Source organism: Brevundimonas sp. SS2672 (assembly GCF_059579685.1).
Genome location: NZ_CM184201.1, coordinates 1,702,983 through 1,715,836 on the forward strand (window position 1 = coordinate 1,702,983; position 12,854 = coordinate 1,715,836).

General features: G+C 65.9%; 14 protein-coding genes and 1 tRNA gene. 2 read left to right on the top strand and 13 right to left on the bottom strand.

Annotation, left to right across the window (positions count from 1 at the left end; all coding sequences use genetic code 11):
• Nucleotides 1-110: 110 nt before the first annotated feature.
• From nuoI to AC52GN_RS08735, 12 genes are all read right to left on the bottom strand, one after another.
• The gene (nuoI, locus tag AC52GN_RS08680; RefSeq protein WP_040345161.1) at nt 111-602 is read right to left on the bottom strand and encodes an NADH-quinone oxidoreductase subunit NuoI; all 492 of its coding nucleotides are present in this window, start codon (nt 600-602) and stop codon (nt 111-113) included.
• A complete protein-coding gene (locus AC52GN_RS08685) occupies nt 602-817 on the bottom strand; it encodes a hypothetical protein (protein ID WP_346486616.1) in 216 nt (71 codons plus the stop codon). Before AC52GN_RS08685 ends, nuoI begins: the two co-directional genes overlap by 1 nt.
• Nucleotides 814-1,041, bottom strand: coding sequence for a hypothetical protein (locus AC52GN_RS08690; protein ID WP_312218491.1), 228 nt, complete (start codon nt 1,039-1,041; stop codon nt 814-816). The genes AC52GN_RS08685 and AC52GN_RS08690 overlap by 4 nt, the downstream gene beginning before the upstream one ends.
• Nucleotides 1,041-2,117 (bottom strand): NADH-quinone oxidoreductase subunit NuoH, encoded by a 1,077-nt coding sequence (gene nuoH, locus AC52GN_RS08695; protein WP_291774511.1) that lies wholly within the window; start codon nt 2,115-2,117, stop codon nt 1,041-1,043. The genes AC52GN_RS08690 and nuoH overlap by 1 nt, the downstream gene beginning before the upstream one ends.
• Nucleotides 2,118-2,120: 3 nt before the next feature.
• A complete protein-coding gene (nuoG, locus tag AC52GN_RS08700) occupies nt 2,121-4,166 on the bottom strand; it encodes an NADH-quinone oxidoreductase subunit NuoG (protein WP_496526789.1) in 2,046 nt (681 codons plus the stop codon).
• A 5-nt stretch (nt 4,167-4,171) separates the two neighbouring features.
• Nucleotides 4,172-5,485, bottom strand: coding sequence for an NADH-quinone oxidoreductase subunit NuoF (gene nuoF, locus AC52GN_RS08705; protein ID WP_496526790.1), 1,314 nt, complete (start codon nt 5,483-5,485; stop codon nt 4,172-4,174).
• A 6-nt stretch (nt 5,486-5,491) separates the two neighbouring features.
• On the bottom strand, nt 5,492-5,761 hold the full coding sequence (locus AC52GN_RS08710; RefSeq protein ID WP_119412174.1) for a hypothetical protein: 270 nt from the start codon (nt 5,759-5,761) through the stop codon (nt 5,492-5,494).
• Complete coding sequence (gene nuoE / locus AC52GN_RS08715; RefSeq protein ID WP_496526791.1) at nt 5,761-6,435, bottom strand: NADH-quinone oxidoreductase subunit NuoE; 675 nt, start codon at nt 6,433-6,435, stop codon at nt 5,761-5,763. Before nuoE ends, AC52GN_RS08710 begins: the two co-directional genes overlap by 1 nt.
• The gene (locus tag AC52GN_RS08720) at nt 6,432-7,610 is read right to left on the bottom strand and encodes an NADH-quinone oxidoreductase subunit D (protein WP_291776096.1); all 1,179 of its coding nucleotides are present in this window, start codon (nt 7,608-7,610) and stop codon (nt 6,432-6,434) included. Before AC52GN_RS08720 ends, nuoE begins: the two co-directional genes overlap by 4 nt.
• A gap of 92 nt (nt 7,611-7,702) precedes the next feature.
• Nucleotides 7,703-8,326 (bottom strand): NADH-quinone oxidoreductase subunit C, encoded by a 624-nt coding sequence (locus AC52GN_RS08725; RefSeq protein ID WP_291774501.1) that lies wholly within the window; start codon nt 8,324-8,326, stop codon nt 7,703-7,705.
• A complete protein-coding gene (locus AC52GN_RS08730) occupies nt 8,323-8,922 on the bottom strand; it encodes a NuoB/complex I 20 kDa subunit family protein (RefSeq protein ID WP_087141646.1) in 600 nt (199 codons plus the stop codon). The genes AC52GN_RS08725 and AC52GN_RS08730 overlap by 4 nt, the downstream gene beginning before the upstream one ends.
• Entirely contained in the window at nt 8,892-9,269 is a 378-nt protein-coding gene (locus AC52GN_RS08735; protein ID WP_003164585.1) for an NADH-quinone oxidoreductase subunit A, read from the bottom strand. Before AC52GN_RS08735 ends, AC52GN_RS08730 begins: the two co-directional genes overlap by 31 nt.
• Before the next feature lie 209 nt (nt 9,270-9,478).
• On the opposite strand from AC52GN_RS08735, the gene AC52GN_RS08740 reads away from it, so the two are divergent.
• Both AC52GN_RS08740 and AC52GN_RS08745 read left to right on the top strand, forming a co-directional pair.
• On the top strand, nt 9,479-11,095 hold the full coding sequence (locus AC52GN_RS08740) for an AbgT family transporter (protein ID WP_496526792.1): 1,617 nt from the start codon (nt 9,479-9,481) through the stop codon (nt 11,093-11,095).
• Nucleotides 11,096-11,189: 94 nt separating this feature from the next.
• Nucleotides 11,190-11,266 (top strand) — tRNA-Asp (locus tag AC52GN_RS08745).
• 148 nt (nt 11,267-11,414) lie between these two features.
• On the opposite strand, the gene AC52GN_RS08750 is transcribed toward AC52GN_RS08745, so the two are convergent.
• On the bottom strand, nt 11,415-12,665 hold the full coding sequence (locus tag AC52GN_RS08750) for a glycosyltransferase (protein WP_452111744.1): 1,251 nt from the start codon (nt 12,663-12,665) through the stop codon (nt 11,415-11,417).
• Nucleotides 12,666-12,854 lie beyond the last annotated feature (189 nt).

Consider the following 12,854-nt stretch of genomic DNA (forward strand, 5'->3'; position numbering starts at 1 on the left):
GGGACGACGCCCCTCTTCAAAACCAATGGCCCGGACGGAAATCCCGGACCCTTCCAGAAATCAGCCCCGGCCCGAAGGTCAGGGTCAGCGCGGCGGAATCGCCGCTCCGTTTAGCGATACGGAGCGTCGAGTTCCAGATTCTTCGCGATCAGACGCTCCCAGCGGTCGCCGTTGTCCAGCAGGCGCGCCTTGTCATAGAGCAGTTCTTCGCGTGTCTCGGTGGCGAACTCGCTGTTCGGTCCCTCGACGATGGCGTCCACCGGGCAGGCCTCCTGGCACAGGCCGCAGTAGATGCATTTGACCATGTCGATGTCGTAGCGCGTCGTGCGGCGGCTGCCGTCGGCGCGCGGTTCGGCCTCGATGGTGATGGCCTGGGCGGGGCAGATGGCCTCGCACAGCTTGCAGGCGATGCAGCGTTCTTCACCGTTCGGATAGCGGCGCAGCGCGTGTTCGCCACGGAAGCGCGGCGACTGCGGGTTGCGCTCGAACGGATAGTTCACCGTCGCCTTCGGCTTCATCATGTACTTCATCGACAGGCCGACGGCGCCGAACACGTCGGTCAGCATCGCGCCCTTGGCCGCCTGAACGATACGGGTCAGCATTACGATTTCACTCCGGCGCACTCGCGTTCGTAGCGGGCGCTTTCCTTGTCGAGGGTCTGGCAAAGGCGCTGGCGTTCCGCCTCGCGCCGTTCAACTTCCTGCACCTTGCGCTCCCACTGATAGACCGAGACGGGCTCGGCCTCATAGGGCGCGCAGGCCGACGCCAGCATGGGCGCGGCCAGGGCGATCATCAGGGCTGCGGCTTTCATCTTCATCCGCCGATCCGGCGTTCGCAGCCGTCCCTGTCGAAACGCGGGTCGTCCCGCGACAGACGTTGGCAATAGGCGCGCTTGTCCGCCTCCTCTCCCCGCTCCCGGTCCAGGCGTTCGAGACGCGCGGACGCGGTCTCGGGCGCAGCCGGATCCATCGGCTTGAAGGTGCAGGCCGACAGGCCGGCGGCGAGCGCCAGCGCGATCAGGACTGTGGCGCGGACGCCCATCACGCCCCCACCGCGAACACGCGCCACGCCGACACGAAGACCACGGCGATCAGCGAAGCCGGCAGGAAGATCTTCCAGCCCAGACGCATCAGCTGGTCATAGCGGTAGCGAGGCACGAAGGCCTTCACCAGGGCGATCATGAAGAACCAGAAGACCACCTTCACGGCGAAGACCGCCAAGTAGAACAGGTTGGCCACGAAGGCCGGGACGCTGTTCAGGAAGTCGGTCGGGAAGCCCGGATTCCACCCGCCGCAGAACAGCAGGGTGATCATGGCGCACATGAAGACGATGTTGGCGTACTCGCCGATCATGAACAGCAGGTAGGGGGTCGAGGAATATTCGACCTGATAACCGGCCACCAGCTCCGACTCCGCTTCGGGCAGGTCGAACGGCGGACGGTTCGTCTCGGCCAGGGCCGAGATGAAGAAGACGATGGTCATCGGCAGCATGACGATGATGGTCGGCAGGGTCTCGAGCCCGCCGCCGAAGGCGTTCCAGTTCCAGATCCAACCCTGTTGCTGGGTCACGATCTCGGTCAGGTTCATCGTCCCGGCCAGCAGGATGACGTTGATGATGATGAGGCCCATCGAGACCTCATAGGACACCATCTGCGCCGCAGAACGCAGCGAGCCCAGGAACGGATACTTCGAGTTCGAAGCCCAGCCGCCCATGATGATGCCGTACACGCCCAGCGAGCTGATCGCGAGGATGTACAGGATGCCGACGTTCAGGTCCGACACCACCCAGCCCGGCGCGAACGGGATCACCGCCCAGGCGATGAAGGCCAGCACGAAGCTGATCAGCGGGGCGAGGATGAAGACCACCTTGTCCGACCCGGCCGGGATGACGATTTCCTTCAGCACGAACTTGAAGAAGTCGGCGAAGGACTGCAGCAGGCCGAAGGGGCCGACCACGTTCGGACCCTTGCGCAGCTGAACGCCCGCCCAGATCTTGCGGTCGGCCAGCAGCAGGAAGGCCAGGGAGATCAGGATGCCGACCACGACCAGCAGGATCCCGCCCAGAGTGGCGAGGGTCCAGCCGACGGGGGTGGCCCAGAAGGAAGTCGCAGCGTCCATGTCTTACTCCGCCGCCAGGGCGACCGGCGCCGTCCGCTCAGCGGACAGTTGGGCCATGGTTTCACTGGCGCGCGCGATCGGGTTGGTCAGGTAGGGATCGGCGATGACGGAGACGAAGGCGACGTCGCCCAGGTCTCCCTTGGCGCCCAGTTTGGCGACGTCGAACGTCGCGGCCGGAGCCAGATAGTCGATGCGGCCGAAGGTCGGATGGTCGCCCATCAGCTTCGTGCGCAGCTGGTCGAGGGTGTCGAACGGCAGCTTGCAGCCGACGCGTTCGGACAGGGCGCGGATGATGGCCCAGTCGTCCTTGGCTTCGCCCTTCGGGAAGACCACGCGTTCGGCCATCTGCACCCGGCCCTCGGTGTTGACGTACAGGCCCGACTTCTCGGTGTAGGCCGCGCCAGGCAGGATCACGTCCGCGCCGTGCGCGCCGCGATCGCCGTGCGAGCCCAGATAGACGCGGAAAGCGCCCGATGCGTCAGCGTTCACCTCATCGGCGCCCAGCAGGAACAGCACGTCCAGCGCGCCCGGCTTCAGCATGCCGGCCACGTCCAGACCGCCCTCGCCCGGCAGGAAGCCCATGTCCAGACCGGCGACGCGGCTCGCGGCGGTGTGCAGGACGTTGAAGCCGTTCCAGCCGTCCTTGACCACGCCGACCTTCTTGGCCAGCGCGCCCAGGGCGTTCAACACGGCCGGGCCGGTCTCGCCGGTCAGGGCCCCCGCGCCGACGATGATCGCCGGACGCTCGGCCTTGGTCAGGAAGTCGGTCGCGGCCTTGGGCAGCTTGCCCAGGGTCTTCGAACCGGCGCCCAGCCAGGCGTAGTCGTAGGTCAGGTCGGCCTGCGGGCCGATGACCCCGACTTCGACGCCGCCCTTAAGCCAGGTCTTGCGGATGCGCGCGTTCAGCAGCGGCGCTTCCGTGCGCGGATTGGCGCCGACGATCAGGATGGCGTCAGCGTTTTCAATGCCTTGCAGGCCAGAGTTGAAAAGCCAGCCCTCGCGAGCCTCGCCGCCCAGCGCGGCGCCGTCCTGACGGCAGTCGGTGTTAGCCGAGCCCAGGGCGCGGAACAGATCCAGCGTCGCCTTCATCGACTCGGCGTCCTGCAGATCGCCGGCGATGACGCCGATGCGATCAGCCGAAGCAGCCTTCAGCTTGTCAGCCACGACCGACAGGGCTTCATCCCACGACGCCGGACGCAGTTTGCCGTTCTCACGCACCCACGGGCGGTCCAGACGACGCGCCTGCAGGCCGTCGACGGCGTAGCGGCTCTTGTCCGACAGCCACTCTTCGTTGATGCCCTCGTTCACGCGCGGCAGCACGCGCATGACTTCGGCGCCGCGCGAGTCGGCGCGGATGTTGGAGCCGAGCGCGTCCATCACGTCGATGGTCTCGGTCTTCTTCAGCTCCCACGGGCGGTAGTGGTACTGCCAGGGGCGGTGCGTCAGGGCCCCAACGGGGCACAGGTCGTTGACGTTGCCCGACAGCTCGCTGTCGATGTTCTTTTCCAGATAGGTCGTGATCTCAGCGCTTTCGCCGCGCGAGATCATGCCGATGTCGGGAACGCCAGCCACCTCGGTGATGAAGCGAACGCAACGCGTGCACTGGATGCAGCGCGTCATGAACGTCTTGACCGTCGGACCCATGTTCTTTTCTTCGACCGCACGCTTGTTCTCGCCGTAGCGCGAACCGTCGCGGCCGTAGCCCACGGCCTGATCCTGCAGGTCGCATTCGCCGCCCTGATCGCAGATCGGGCAGTCCAGCGGGTGGTTGATGAGCAGGAACTCCATCACCCCTTCGCGGGCCTTCTTCACCATCGGCGTGTCGGTGAAGATTTCCTGGCCGTCGGCGGCCGGCAGCGCGCACGAAGCCTGCGGCTTCGGCGGTCCAGGCTTCACCTCGACCAGGCACATGCGGCAGTTGCCGGCGATGGACAGGCGCTCGTGGTAGCAGAAGCGCGGGATTTCCTGCCCGGCGCGCTCGGCGACCTGCAGCACGGTCATGCCCGGTTCGAACTCGACTTCAACGCCGTTGACCTTGGCGATAGGCATTACGATTACTCCGCCGCGATCGCGTGGCCGGCGAAGTTCGCGCGGCGGCTGCGGTAGGTGTGGATGCGCTCTTCGATCTCGTGACGGAAGTGCCGGATCAGGCCCTGAACGGGCCAGGCGGCGGCGTCGCCGAGAGCGCAGATGGTGTGGCCTTCGACCTGACCGGCCACGTCGAGCAGCAGGTCGATCTCGGACGGGTCGGCGTCGCCGATCGCCATGCGTTCCAGCACGCGCCACATCCAGCCGGTGCCTTCACGGCACGGCGTGCACTGGCCGCAGCTCTCGTGCTTGAAGAAGTAGCTGATGCGGGCGATCGCCTTCACGATGTCGGTGGACTGGTCCATGACCGTCACGCCAGCGGTGCCCAGCGACGAGCGCATCTCGCGCATGGAGTCGAAGTCCATCAGGGCGACTTCGGCCTGTTCGCGCGTGATGACCGGGCAGGACGCGCCGCCCGGAATGATGGCCTTCAGGTTTTCCCAGCCGCCGCGCACGCCGCCGCCGTGATCCTCGATCAACTGGCGCAGCGGGATCGACATGGCCTCTTCGACCACGCAGGGCGTGTTCACGTGGCCCGACAGGGACATCAGCTTGGTGCCGGTGTTGTTCGGACGCCCGAAGCTGGCGAACCAGTCCGCGCCGCGACGCAGGATGGTGCCGACCACGGCGATCGACTCGACGTTGTTCACGGTCGTCGGGCAGCCATAGAGGCCGGCGCCGGCCGGGAACGGCGGCTTCAGGCGCGGCTGGCCCTTCTTGCCTTCCAGCGACTCCAGCAGAGCCGTTTCTTCGCCGCAGATATAGGCGCCCGCGCCGTGGTGGATATAGACGTGGAAGTCCCAGCCGTGGACGTTGTCGTCACCGATCAGCCTGGCCTCGTAGGCCTGCTTCACGGCGGCTTCCATGCGCTCGCGCTCGAGGATGTATTCGCCGCGCAGGTAGATGTAGCAGGCGTGGGCCTTCATCGCGAAGGAGGCGATCAGCGCGCCTTCGATCAGCAGGTGCGGATCATGACGCATGATCTCGCGGTCCTTACAGGTCGCGGGCTCGGACTCATCGGCGTTGATGACCAGGTAGTGAGGGCGATCCTTCACTTCCTTGGGCATGAAGGACCACTTCAGGCCGGTCGAGAAGCCCGCGCCGCCGCGTCCGCGCAGGCCCGAGTTTTTGACGTTGTTGATGATCCATTCGCCGCCAAGGTCCAGCATGTCCTTGGTGGCGTTCCACGCGCCGCGCGTCTTCGCTCCCTCAAGGCCCCAATCGTGGAAGCCATAGAGGTTGGTGAAGATCCGATCCTTGTCTTGGAGGATGCCGACCATGATCCCTTAAAGTCCTTCCGCCATACGGCGTTTATGGTGGCGGGTGCGCTGGAAGACGGCGTAGATCACCAGCACCCATCCAATGGCCAACAGGCCATAGGCCGCCATCACCGCGTTGTCAGTCAGGCCGAAACGGCCGTCGCGCGCGAACATAACCAATGCGGCCGCGACCACGATGCAAGCCAGGCCAGCCCAACGCTGACGCCAGCCCACGCGACGCAGTTCGGCCCGATAGGCCGCCCTGCCCGCTTCTGTTTCGAGGTCCGGCCGCGCCATCAGGCCGGCGCCTTTTCAGCGACAGGCTCCGAGTTCGGCAGCTTCGTAATCTTCTGGGCGGCCGAGCCGTCATACAGCGCCGGGTCCGTCAAAACGCGCGCGCCGCCCTGAGGCTCCGACGTGTGGCGACCGACGTAGCTGCCCGCCTTCGGCGTCTTGCCCGCCGCGAAATCGTCGATGATCTGGGCCATGTTCTCAGGCGTCAGGTCTTCGTAATAGAGGTCGTTGATCTGGGCCACCGGCGCGTTCGAGCAGGCGCCGATGCATTCAACTTCCTGCCAGGTGAAGCGGCCGTCAGCCGACAGCTCATCCTTGGGCCCGATCTTCTCGCGGCACACGCGCATCAGCTCGTTGGAGCCGCGCAGCATGCACTGCGTGGTGCCGCACACCTGGATCAGGGCGGCCGTTCCGACCGGCGTCAGCTGGAACATGGTGTAGAAGGTCGCGACCTCCAGCACCCGGATATAGGCCATGCCCAGCAGGTCGCCGACGGCGCGCAGGGACGGCTCGGACACCCAGCCTTCCTGCTTCTGGACCAGCCACAGGACCGGGATCACGGCCGACTGGCGGCGCGATTCCGGATATTTCCTGATCCACCACTGAGCCTTTTCCATCGTCTCCTTCGAAAACTCGAAAGAGGCCGGTTGCTCCTTGGCGAGACGACGAACGCTCATCGGTCCACTTCTCCGAACACCATGTCGAGCGAGCCGAGGATGGCGGACACGTCCGCCAGCATGTGGCCGCGGTTCATCCAGTCCATCGCCTGCAGGTGACGGAAGCCGGGCGCTGACAACTTGACGCGGTAGGGTTTATTGGTGCCGTCCGACACCAGGTAGACGCCGAACTCGCCCTTGGGCGCCTCGACGGCCGCGTAGACCTCGCCTTCCGGGGTGCGGAAGCCTTCGGTGTAGAGCTTGAAGTGGTGGATCAGCGCCTCCATCGAGCGCTTCATCTCACCGCGACGCGGCGGGGCGATCTTGTTGTCTTCGGTCAGGACCGGCTCGCCGGGGCAGTTGCGCAGCTTGTGGATGCACTGCTCCATGATGCGGATCGACTGGCGCATCTCCTCGACGCGGCACAGGTAGCGATCCCAGCAGTCGCCGTTCTTGCCGACGGCGATGTCGAACTCGAGGTCCGCGTAGCAGTCGTACGGCTGGGCCTTGCGCAGGTCCCAGGCGATGTCCGAGCCGCGCAGCATGACGCCCGAGAAGCCCCACGCGAGCGCGTTCTCCTTGGACACCACGCCGATGTCGACGTTGCGCTGCTTGAAGATGCGGTTCTCGGTGACCAGGCTTTCGATGTCGTCCAGCTTGGCCGGGAACTCGGCGCACCAGCGGCCGATGTCGTCGATCAGCTCGGGCGTCAGGTCCTGGTGGACGCCGCCCGGACGGAAGTAGTTGGCGTGCAGACGCGCGCCGCAGGCCCGCTCGTAGAAGACCATCAGCTTCTCGCGCTCTTCATGGCCCCACAGCGGCGGGGTCAGGGCGCCCACGTCCATGGCCTGCATGGTCGTGTTTAGAAGGTGGTTCAGGATGCGGCCGATTTCCGAATAGAGCACCCGGATCAGTTGGCCGCGATACGGCACGTCGATCTCCAGCAGCCGCTCGATCGCCAGGCAGAAGGCGTGCTCCTGGTTCATCGGCGAGACGTAGTCCAACCGGTCCAGGTAGGGGATGTTCTGGAGGTAGGTGCGCGCCTCCATCAGCTTCTCGGTGCCGCGGTGCAGCAGGCCGATGTGCGGATCCACGCGCGTGACCAGTTCGCCGTCCAGCTCCAGCACCAGACGCAGCACGCCGTGCGCGGCCGGGTGTTGCGGTCCGAAGTTGATGGTGAACTTGCGGTCGTCCATCGCCCGCGCGTGCGGGGTCAGGCCGTCTTCATAGTCCTCGAACGGGTCGATCGCCGAACCGGTCGGAGCCGGAGTGTTGTTACCGTCGGCCATTACTGCGCTCCCGCCTTCTCGTCGCCCGGCAGGACGGTCGGATAATCGGCGCCTTCCCACGGAGACAGGAAGTCGAAGTTGCGGAATTCCTGGGTCAGCTTCACCGGCTCATAGACCACGCGCTTCTGCTCTTCGTCGTAGCGGACCTCGACGTAGCCCGTCATCGGGAAGTCCTTGCGCAGCGGGTGCCCCTGGAAGCCGTAGTCGGTCAGGATGCGGCGCATGTCCGGGTGATCCGAGAAGATCATGCCGTACATGTCGAAGGCTTCACGCTCGAACCAGCCGGCCGACGGATAGACCGACGACACGCTGGGGACCGGCTTCACCTCGTCGGTCGAGACCTTGACGCGGACGCGCGCGGCGCGGGTCAGCGACAGCAGGTGATAGACGACCTCGAACCGCTCGGCGCGGTCGGGATAGTCGGCGCCGCAGACGTCCATGCACTGCTGGAAGCCGAACTGATCGCGCAGGGCCGTCATGACCTCGACGATCTTCTCGCGCGGGGCGATCAGGGTCAGTTCGCCATAGGCGACCACCGCCTCGACGCCGAGCGCCGCGACCATTTCCGTGCCCAGAGGCGTCAGGGCGGATTCGCGCTCCGCAACGCGCACAAGTTCGCTCATCGCTCGATGGTCCCCGTGCGGCGGATCTTCTTCTGCAACTGCAGGATGCCGTACAGCAGGGCCTCGGCGGTCGGCGGGCAGCCCGGAACGTAAACGTCCACCGGCACCACGCGATCACAGCCGCGCACGACGCTGTAGCTGTAGTGGTAATAGCCGCCGCCGTTAGCGCACGAACCCATCGAGATGACGTAGCGCGGGTCCGGCATCTGGTCGTAGACCTTGCGCAGGGCCGGAGCCATCTTGTTGGTCAGGGTGCCGGCGACGATCATCAGATCCGACTGGCGCGGCGAACCGCGCGGCGCGGTGCCGAAGCGCTCCAGGTCGAAGCGCGGCATCGACAGGTGGATCATCTCGACGGCGCAGCAGGCCAGGCCGAACGACATCCACATCAGCGAACCGGTGCGGGCCCAGGTGATGACGTCGTCCAGCGAGGTCGTCAGGAAGCCGCGCTCGCCCAGCTCCGTATTGACGGACTCGAAGAACTTGTCGTGGATCTTGGGATCATAACCCTCGACGGTCGAGCGCGCGGCGGAACCGGCGGGGACCAGGGGGCTAGAGGGGGCGATCACTGCCATTCCAGGGCTCCCTTCTTCCATTCGTAGATGAAGCCGACCGTCAGGACGCCCAGGAAGACCATCATCGACCAGAAGGCGAACACCATGCCGCCGTGCGACAGGTCGAACATCGACACAGCCCACGGGAACAGGAAGGCGATTTCCAAGTCGAAGATGATGAAGAGGATCGACACCAGATAGAAGCGCACGTCGAACTTCATGCGCGCGTCGTCAAAGGCGTTGAAGCCGCACTCATAAGCCGAGAGCTTCTCGGTGTCGGGGTTCTTGGGGGCCAGCACCCAGGCCGCCAGCATGAAGCCGGCGCCGAGCACGATGGCGATGCCCAGGAAAACGACGATCGGAAGATATTCTAGAAGAAATTCGTTCATTCGAGCTGCCTCGCCCGCCGGGAGGTAGGGGGCGGATTCGGGGCTTCTTAGACCCAACCTCGCCAGGGTTCAAACCCATGTCGGCAAAGGTTTTTTGTTGCGAATGGTTCGCAGTTTTTTGCGCGATTTGCCGCAGGCCGCGCGATTGCCTCCTATGCCGCTGATCCGCGAAATGCGCCGTCGCCTTCGACACAGCCTAGAGCTTGCGCATGAACCTGGCCGCCCGCCTGCTGAACTCCATCGAACGCATCGGCAATCGGCTGCCAGATCCTGTCTTCCTATTCCTTTGGCTGATCCTGGGCCTGGTTGTTCTGAGCCTGGTCGGCGCAGGTATGGGCTGGTCCGCGATCAATCCAGTGACCGGCGAGGTGCTGCAGGCGCAAAGCCTTCTGTCGCCCGCCAATCTGGAGCGGCTGTTCATCGGCATGCCGCGCACCCTGGCCGATTTCCCGCCGCTGGGGATCGTCATCACCATCATCTACGGCGCCTCGGTGGCCGAACGGACGGGCCTGTTCTCCACCGCCATTCGCGGCGCTCTGCTGAATGCGCCACGATTCATCCTGACGCCGATCGTGGTAATCACCGGCATGGTGTCTCACCACGCCTCCGACGCCTCCTATGTCGTGGTGATTCCGCTGGCGGCCGTCATCTTCGCCGCAGCGGGCCGTCATCCGCTGGCCGGCCTGGCCGCCGGATTCGCCGCCGTGTCGGGCGGCTATGCCGGCAATCTGTTCCCCGGCGCCAGCGACGCCCTGATCCTGGGCATCACCGAGCCCGCCGCCCATCTGATCGACCCGTCCTACGCCGTCAGCATCGCCGGCAACTGGTTCTTCATCGTCGGGGTGGTGATCGTCTTCACGCCCATCGTCTGGTTCCTGACCGACCGGGTGATCGAGCCGCGTCTCGGCGCCTGGGCGCCGCACGACGCCGCACCGGTCGCCGCCGAAGAGAAGACGCCCCTCACCGCGGCCGAAAAGCGCGGCCTGGCCTGGGCGGGCCTGACCATCCTGGCCATGATCGCCGTCTGGACAATCGTGACCTTCCTGCCTGGCTCGCCCTTTGTCGACGCCGACGCTGAGCCGGAACAGCGCTTCAATCCCCTGTATCGCTCGCTGGTGGCTTTCTTCGCCCTGACCTTCTTCATGGCGGGGGCGGCCTTCGGCGCGGGGGCCGGCTCGATCAAGACCCATCACGACCTGGTGCGGATGATGCGCGAGGGCATCAGCCAGCTGGCCCCCTACATCGTCCTGGCCTTCTTCGCCGCCCACTTCGTCGCCATGTTCAACTGGTCGGGCCTGGGGCCGATCCTGGCGGTCAACGCCGCCGCCTCCTTACGCGAACTGGCCCTGCCCACGCCCCTGCTGCTGATCATGGTGGTGCTGGTGTCCTGCGTCTTCGACCTGTTCATCGGCTCGGCCTCGGCCAAGTGGTCGGCGCTCGCCCCCATCGTCGTGCCCATGTTCATGCTGCTGGGCATCAGCCCCGAGATGACGACCGCCGCCTATCGCATGGGCGATTCCGTCACCAATATCGCCACGCCGCTGATGAGCTACTTCCCGCTGATCCTGACCTTCGCCCAGCGCTGGGATCCGAAGTTCGGCCTGGGCTCGCTGATGGCGACCATGCTGCCCTACGCCGGGGCCTTCCTGATCGCGGGGCTGATCATGGTGGCGTCCTGGGTGGCGCTGGACCTGCCGCTGGGACCGGGCGTGGGCGTCCACTACGAACCGCCGCCGCCCGCCACGACGTCGCAACTGCCTGCGGACGGCGGAATCGCCGGTCCCGCAGCCCCGCCACAGGCCGCCGCAGCGCCCTCGGCCAGATGATTTGATTTATCCACAGCCGCGTCGCTTGACGTGCGACGCGGCCCCGCCTAAACGACGCCCCTCGCCGGGGCGCACAGTCGCTTCGGATGGGAACGCGGGTGTAGCTCAGTTGGTTAGAGTGCCGGCCTGTCACGCCGGAGGTCGCGGGTTCGAGCCCCGTCACTCGCGCCACTCCTCTCAGGGATCTGAGGGAGTGGCGCACCGCCCTTCCCTTTTCTTCTGACAATCGAGATCGACCCAGGCGCAGCTTTCGCGCGCCTGCTTGGCCATGACCTGTCGCAGGCCCCGGGACAAGCCCGAGGGCGACAGCGGCGGGCGCCTAGTTGATCGGCAACATCTCTCGCGGCGTGACGAACTCGGCCTTCCCGGTCAGTTCGCCATAAAGCATGGTCAGATCCTCGAACACGCGGTTCCAGGCGAACTGCTCGACCGCCTTGACCCGCGCCGCCGCCCCCAGGGCCTCCACGTCGCGCGCGAACAGGGCCTCAATGGCCGCCGCGTAGTCGACCGGGTCGGCGGAAACAGCCAACTGACCGACGCTCTCGTCCACCGTCTCGGCCACGCCGCCCGAGTTGACGCCCACCACGGCCCGGCCGCAGGCCATGGCCTCCAGCACGATCAGGCCGAACGGCTCCTTGTCGTTGGCGTGCACGAAGGCGTCGCAGCTGGCGATGATGCGGGCCACCGCGCGCGGATCCTTCTCGTAAGGCAGGGAGATGACCCGGTCCTCAGGCGGCATCCCCGCCCCCGCGCCGACCAGCACCAGATGATAAGGCGCGCCCAGACGCTGCACCGCGTCGATCAGGACGCCGACGTTCTTCTCCTTGGCCGGCCGCCCGGCGAAACACAGCAAACGGGCGTCGGCGCCCAGGCCCAGCTTCTTCAACAGCCAGTCGCGATCGCGGCGGTCGGGATGGAAGGTGTCCACCTCGACGCCCAGCGGACGAATCACAATGCCGCCCACGCCCGCCTCTTCCAGGCGCTGCGCGATAAAACGGCTGGGCGAGACCACGCGGTCGAATTGGGAGAACAGCCTGGCCCACCGCTTTTCGACCGGCTTCTTGGCCCATTCCCCGAAATGCAGGGCCGCCAGGGCCGCCGGGTCCGAGTGGCAGAAGCCGACGACCGGGCAGCCGACCCTCTGGCCGGCCTCCAGCGCGCCTTGGCCAGGCGTATAGGGATCGCCCGCCTCGATCAGCGCGGGATTGAGCGACGACACCCAGGCGCCCCAGCGCCGCACCGAACTGGGCCAGCGATAGCCGTCGCCGAACGGCAGCTTGGGCGCATGAAGACGGACCACGCCGTCGGGCTCCATCCTGTATCCCGCCCCCGGCACGACCAGGTTGTGCGCCACCTCGGGCCGATGCCCCTCCAGCCACGCCTTCTTCGACAGGAGATAGCGTTTCACCCCGCCGGAGCGCGGCGCGAACAACATGGTGGTGTCGACAAGGCGCGGCCGGGAATCAGCGGCTGCGGTCTTCGTGGCTCGCAAAGTGTCGGCCACCTCTTCGTCCAGGCCGGGAAACAGCCTCAGTTCGCTTTCCTGGACGTCGATATGGTTCGCGCTCATGCGATGGATCCTGTGCCTGTCGTTCTTCACGCTAACGCTAAAGCTCCGGCTTTGGATGCGACGGACACGGCTGATCTTCACCGCGACTTTCGGCCCCTAGCGCCTGGAACCGCTACGCTCAAGAGGGCGTCGCAATCCGGTCGCACGCCGCTGCTTTTCATCCGCCGTTCAGCTTCATCTGCATAGGCC

What these genes read in the sequence shown, in the direction of transcription:
- nuoI (WP_040345161.1), bottom strand. Translation starts at nt 602, where the DNA reads ATGCTGACCCGTATCGTTCAGGCGGCCAAGGGCGCGATGCTGACCGAC.
- AC52GN_RS08685 (WP_346486616.1), bottom strand. Translation starts at nt 817, where the DNA reads ATGAAGATGAAAGCCGCAGCCCTGATGATCGCCCTGGCCGCGCCCATG.
- AC52GN_RS08690 (WP_312218491.1), bottom strand. Translation starts at nt 1,041, where the DNA reads ATGGGCGTCCGCGCCACAGTCCTGATCGCGCTGGCGCTCGCCGCCGGC.
- nuoH (WP_291774511.1), bottom strand. Translation starts at nt 2,117, where the DNA reads ATGGACGCTGCGACTTCCTTCTGGGCCACCCCCGTCGGCTGGACCCTC.
- nuoG (WP_496526789.1), bottom strand. Translation starts at nt 4,166, where the DNA reads ATGCCTATCGCCAAGGTCAACGGCGTTGAAGTCGAGTTCGAACCGGGC.
- nuoF (WP_496526790.1), bottom strand. Translation starts at nt 5,485, where the DNA reads ATGGTCGGCATCCTCCAAGACAAGGATCGGATCTTCACCAACCTCTAT.
- AC52GN_RS08710 (WP_119412174.1), bottom strand. Translation starts at nt 5,761, where the DNA reads ATGGCGCGGCCGGACCTCGAAACAGAAGCGGGCAGGGCGGCCTATCGG.
- nuoE (WP_496526791.1), bottom strand. Translation starts at nt 6,435, where the DNA reads ATGAGCGTTCGTCGTCTCGCCAAGGAGCAACCGGCCTCTTTCGAGTTT.
- AC52GN_RS08720 (WP_291776096.1), bottom strand. Translation starts at nt 7,610, where the DNA reads ATGGACGACCGCAAGTTCACCATCAACTTCGGACCGCAACACCCGGCC.
- AC52GN_RS08725 (WP_291774501.1), bottom strand. Translation starts at nt 8,326, where the DNA reads ATGAGCGAACTTGTGCGCGTTGCGGAGCGCGAATCCGCCCTGACGCCT.
- AC52GN_RS08730 (WP_087141646.1), bottom strand. Translation starts at nt 8,922, where the DNA reads ATGGAAGAAGGGAGCCCTGGAATGGCAGTGATCGCCCCCTCTAGCCCC.
- AC52GN_RS08735 (WP_003164585.1), bottom strand. Translation starts at nt 9,269, where the DNA reads ATGAACGAATTTCTTCTAGAATATCTTCCGATCGTCGTTTTCCTGGGC.
- AC52GN_RS08740 (WP_496526792.1), top strand. Translation starts at nt 9,479, where the DNA reads ATGAACCTGGCCGCCCGCCTGCTGAACTCCATCGAACGCATCGGCAAT.
- AC52GN_RS08750 (WP_452111744.1), bottom strand. Translation starts at nt 12,665, where the DNA reads ATGAGCGCGAACCATATCGACGTCCAGGAAAGCGAACTGAGGCTGTTT.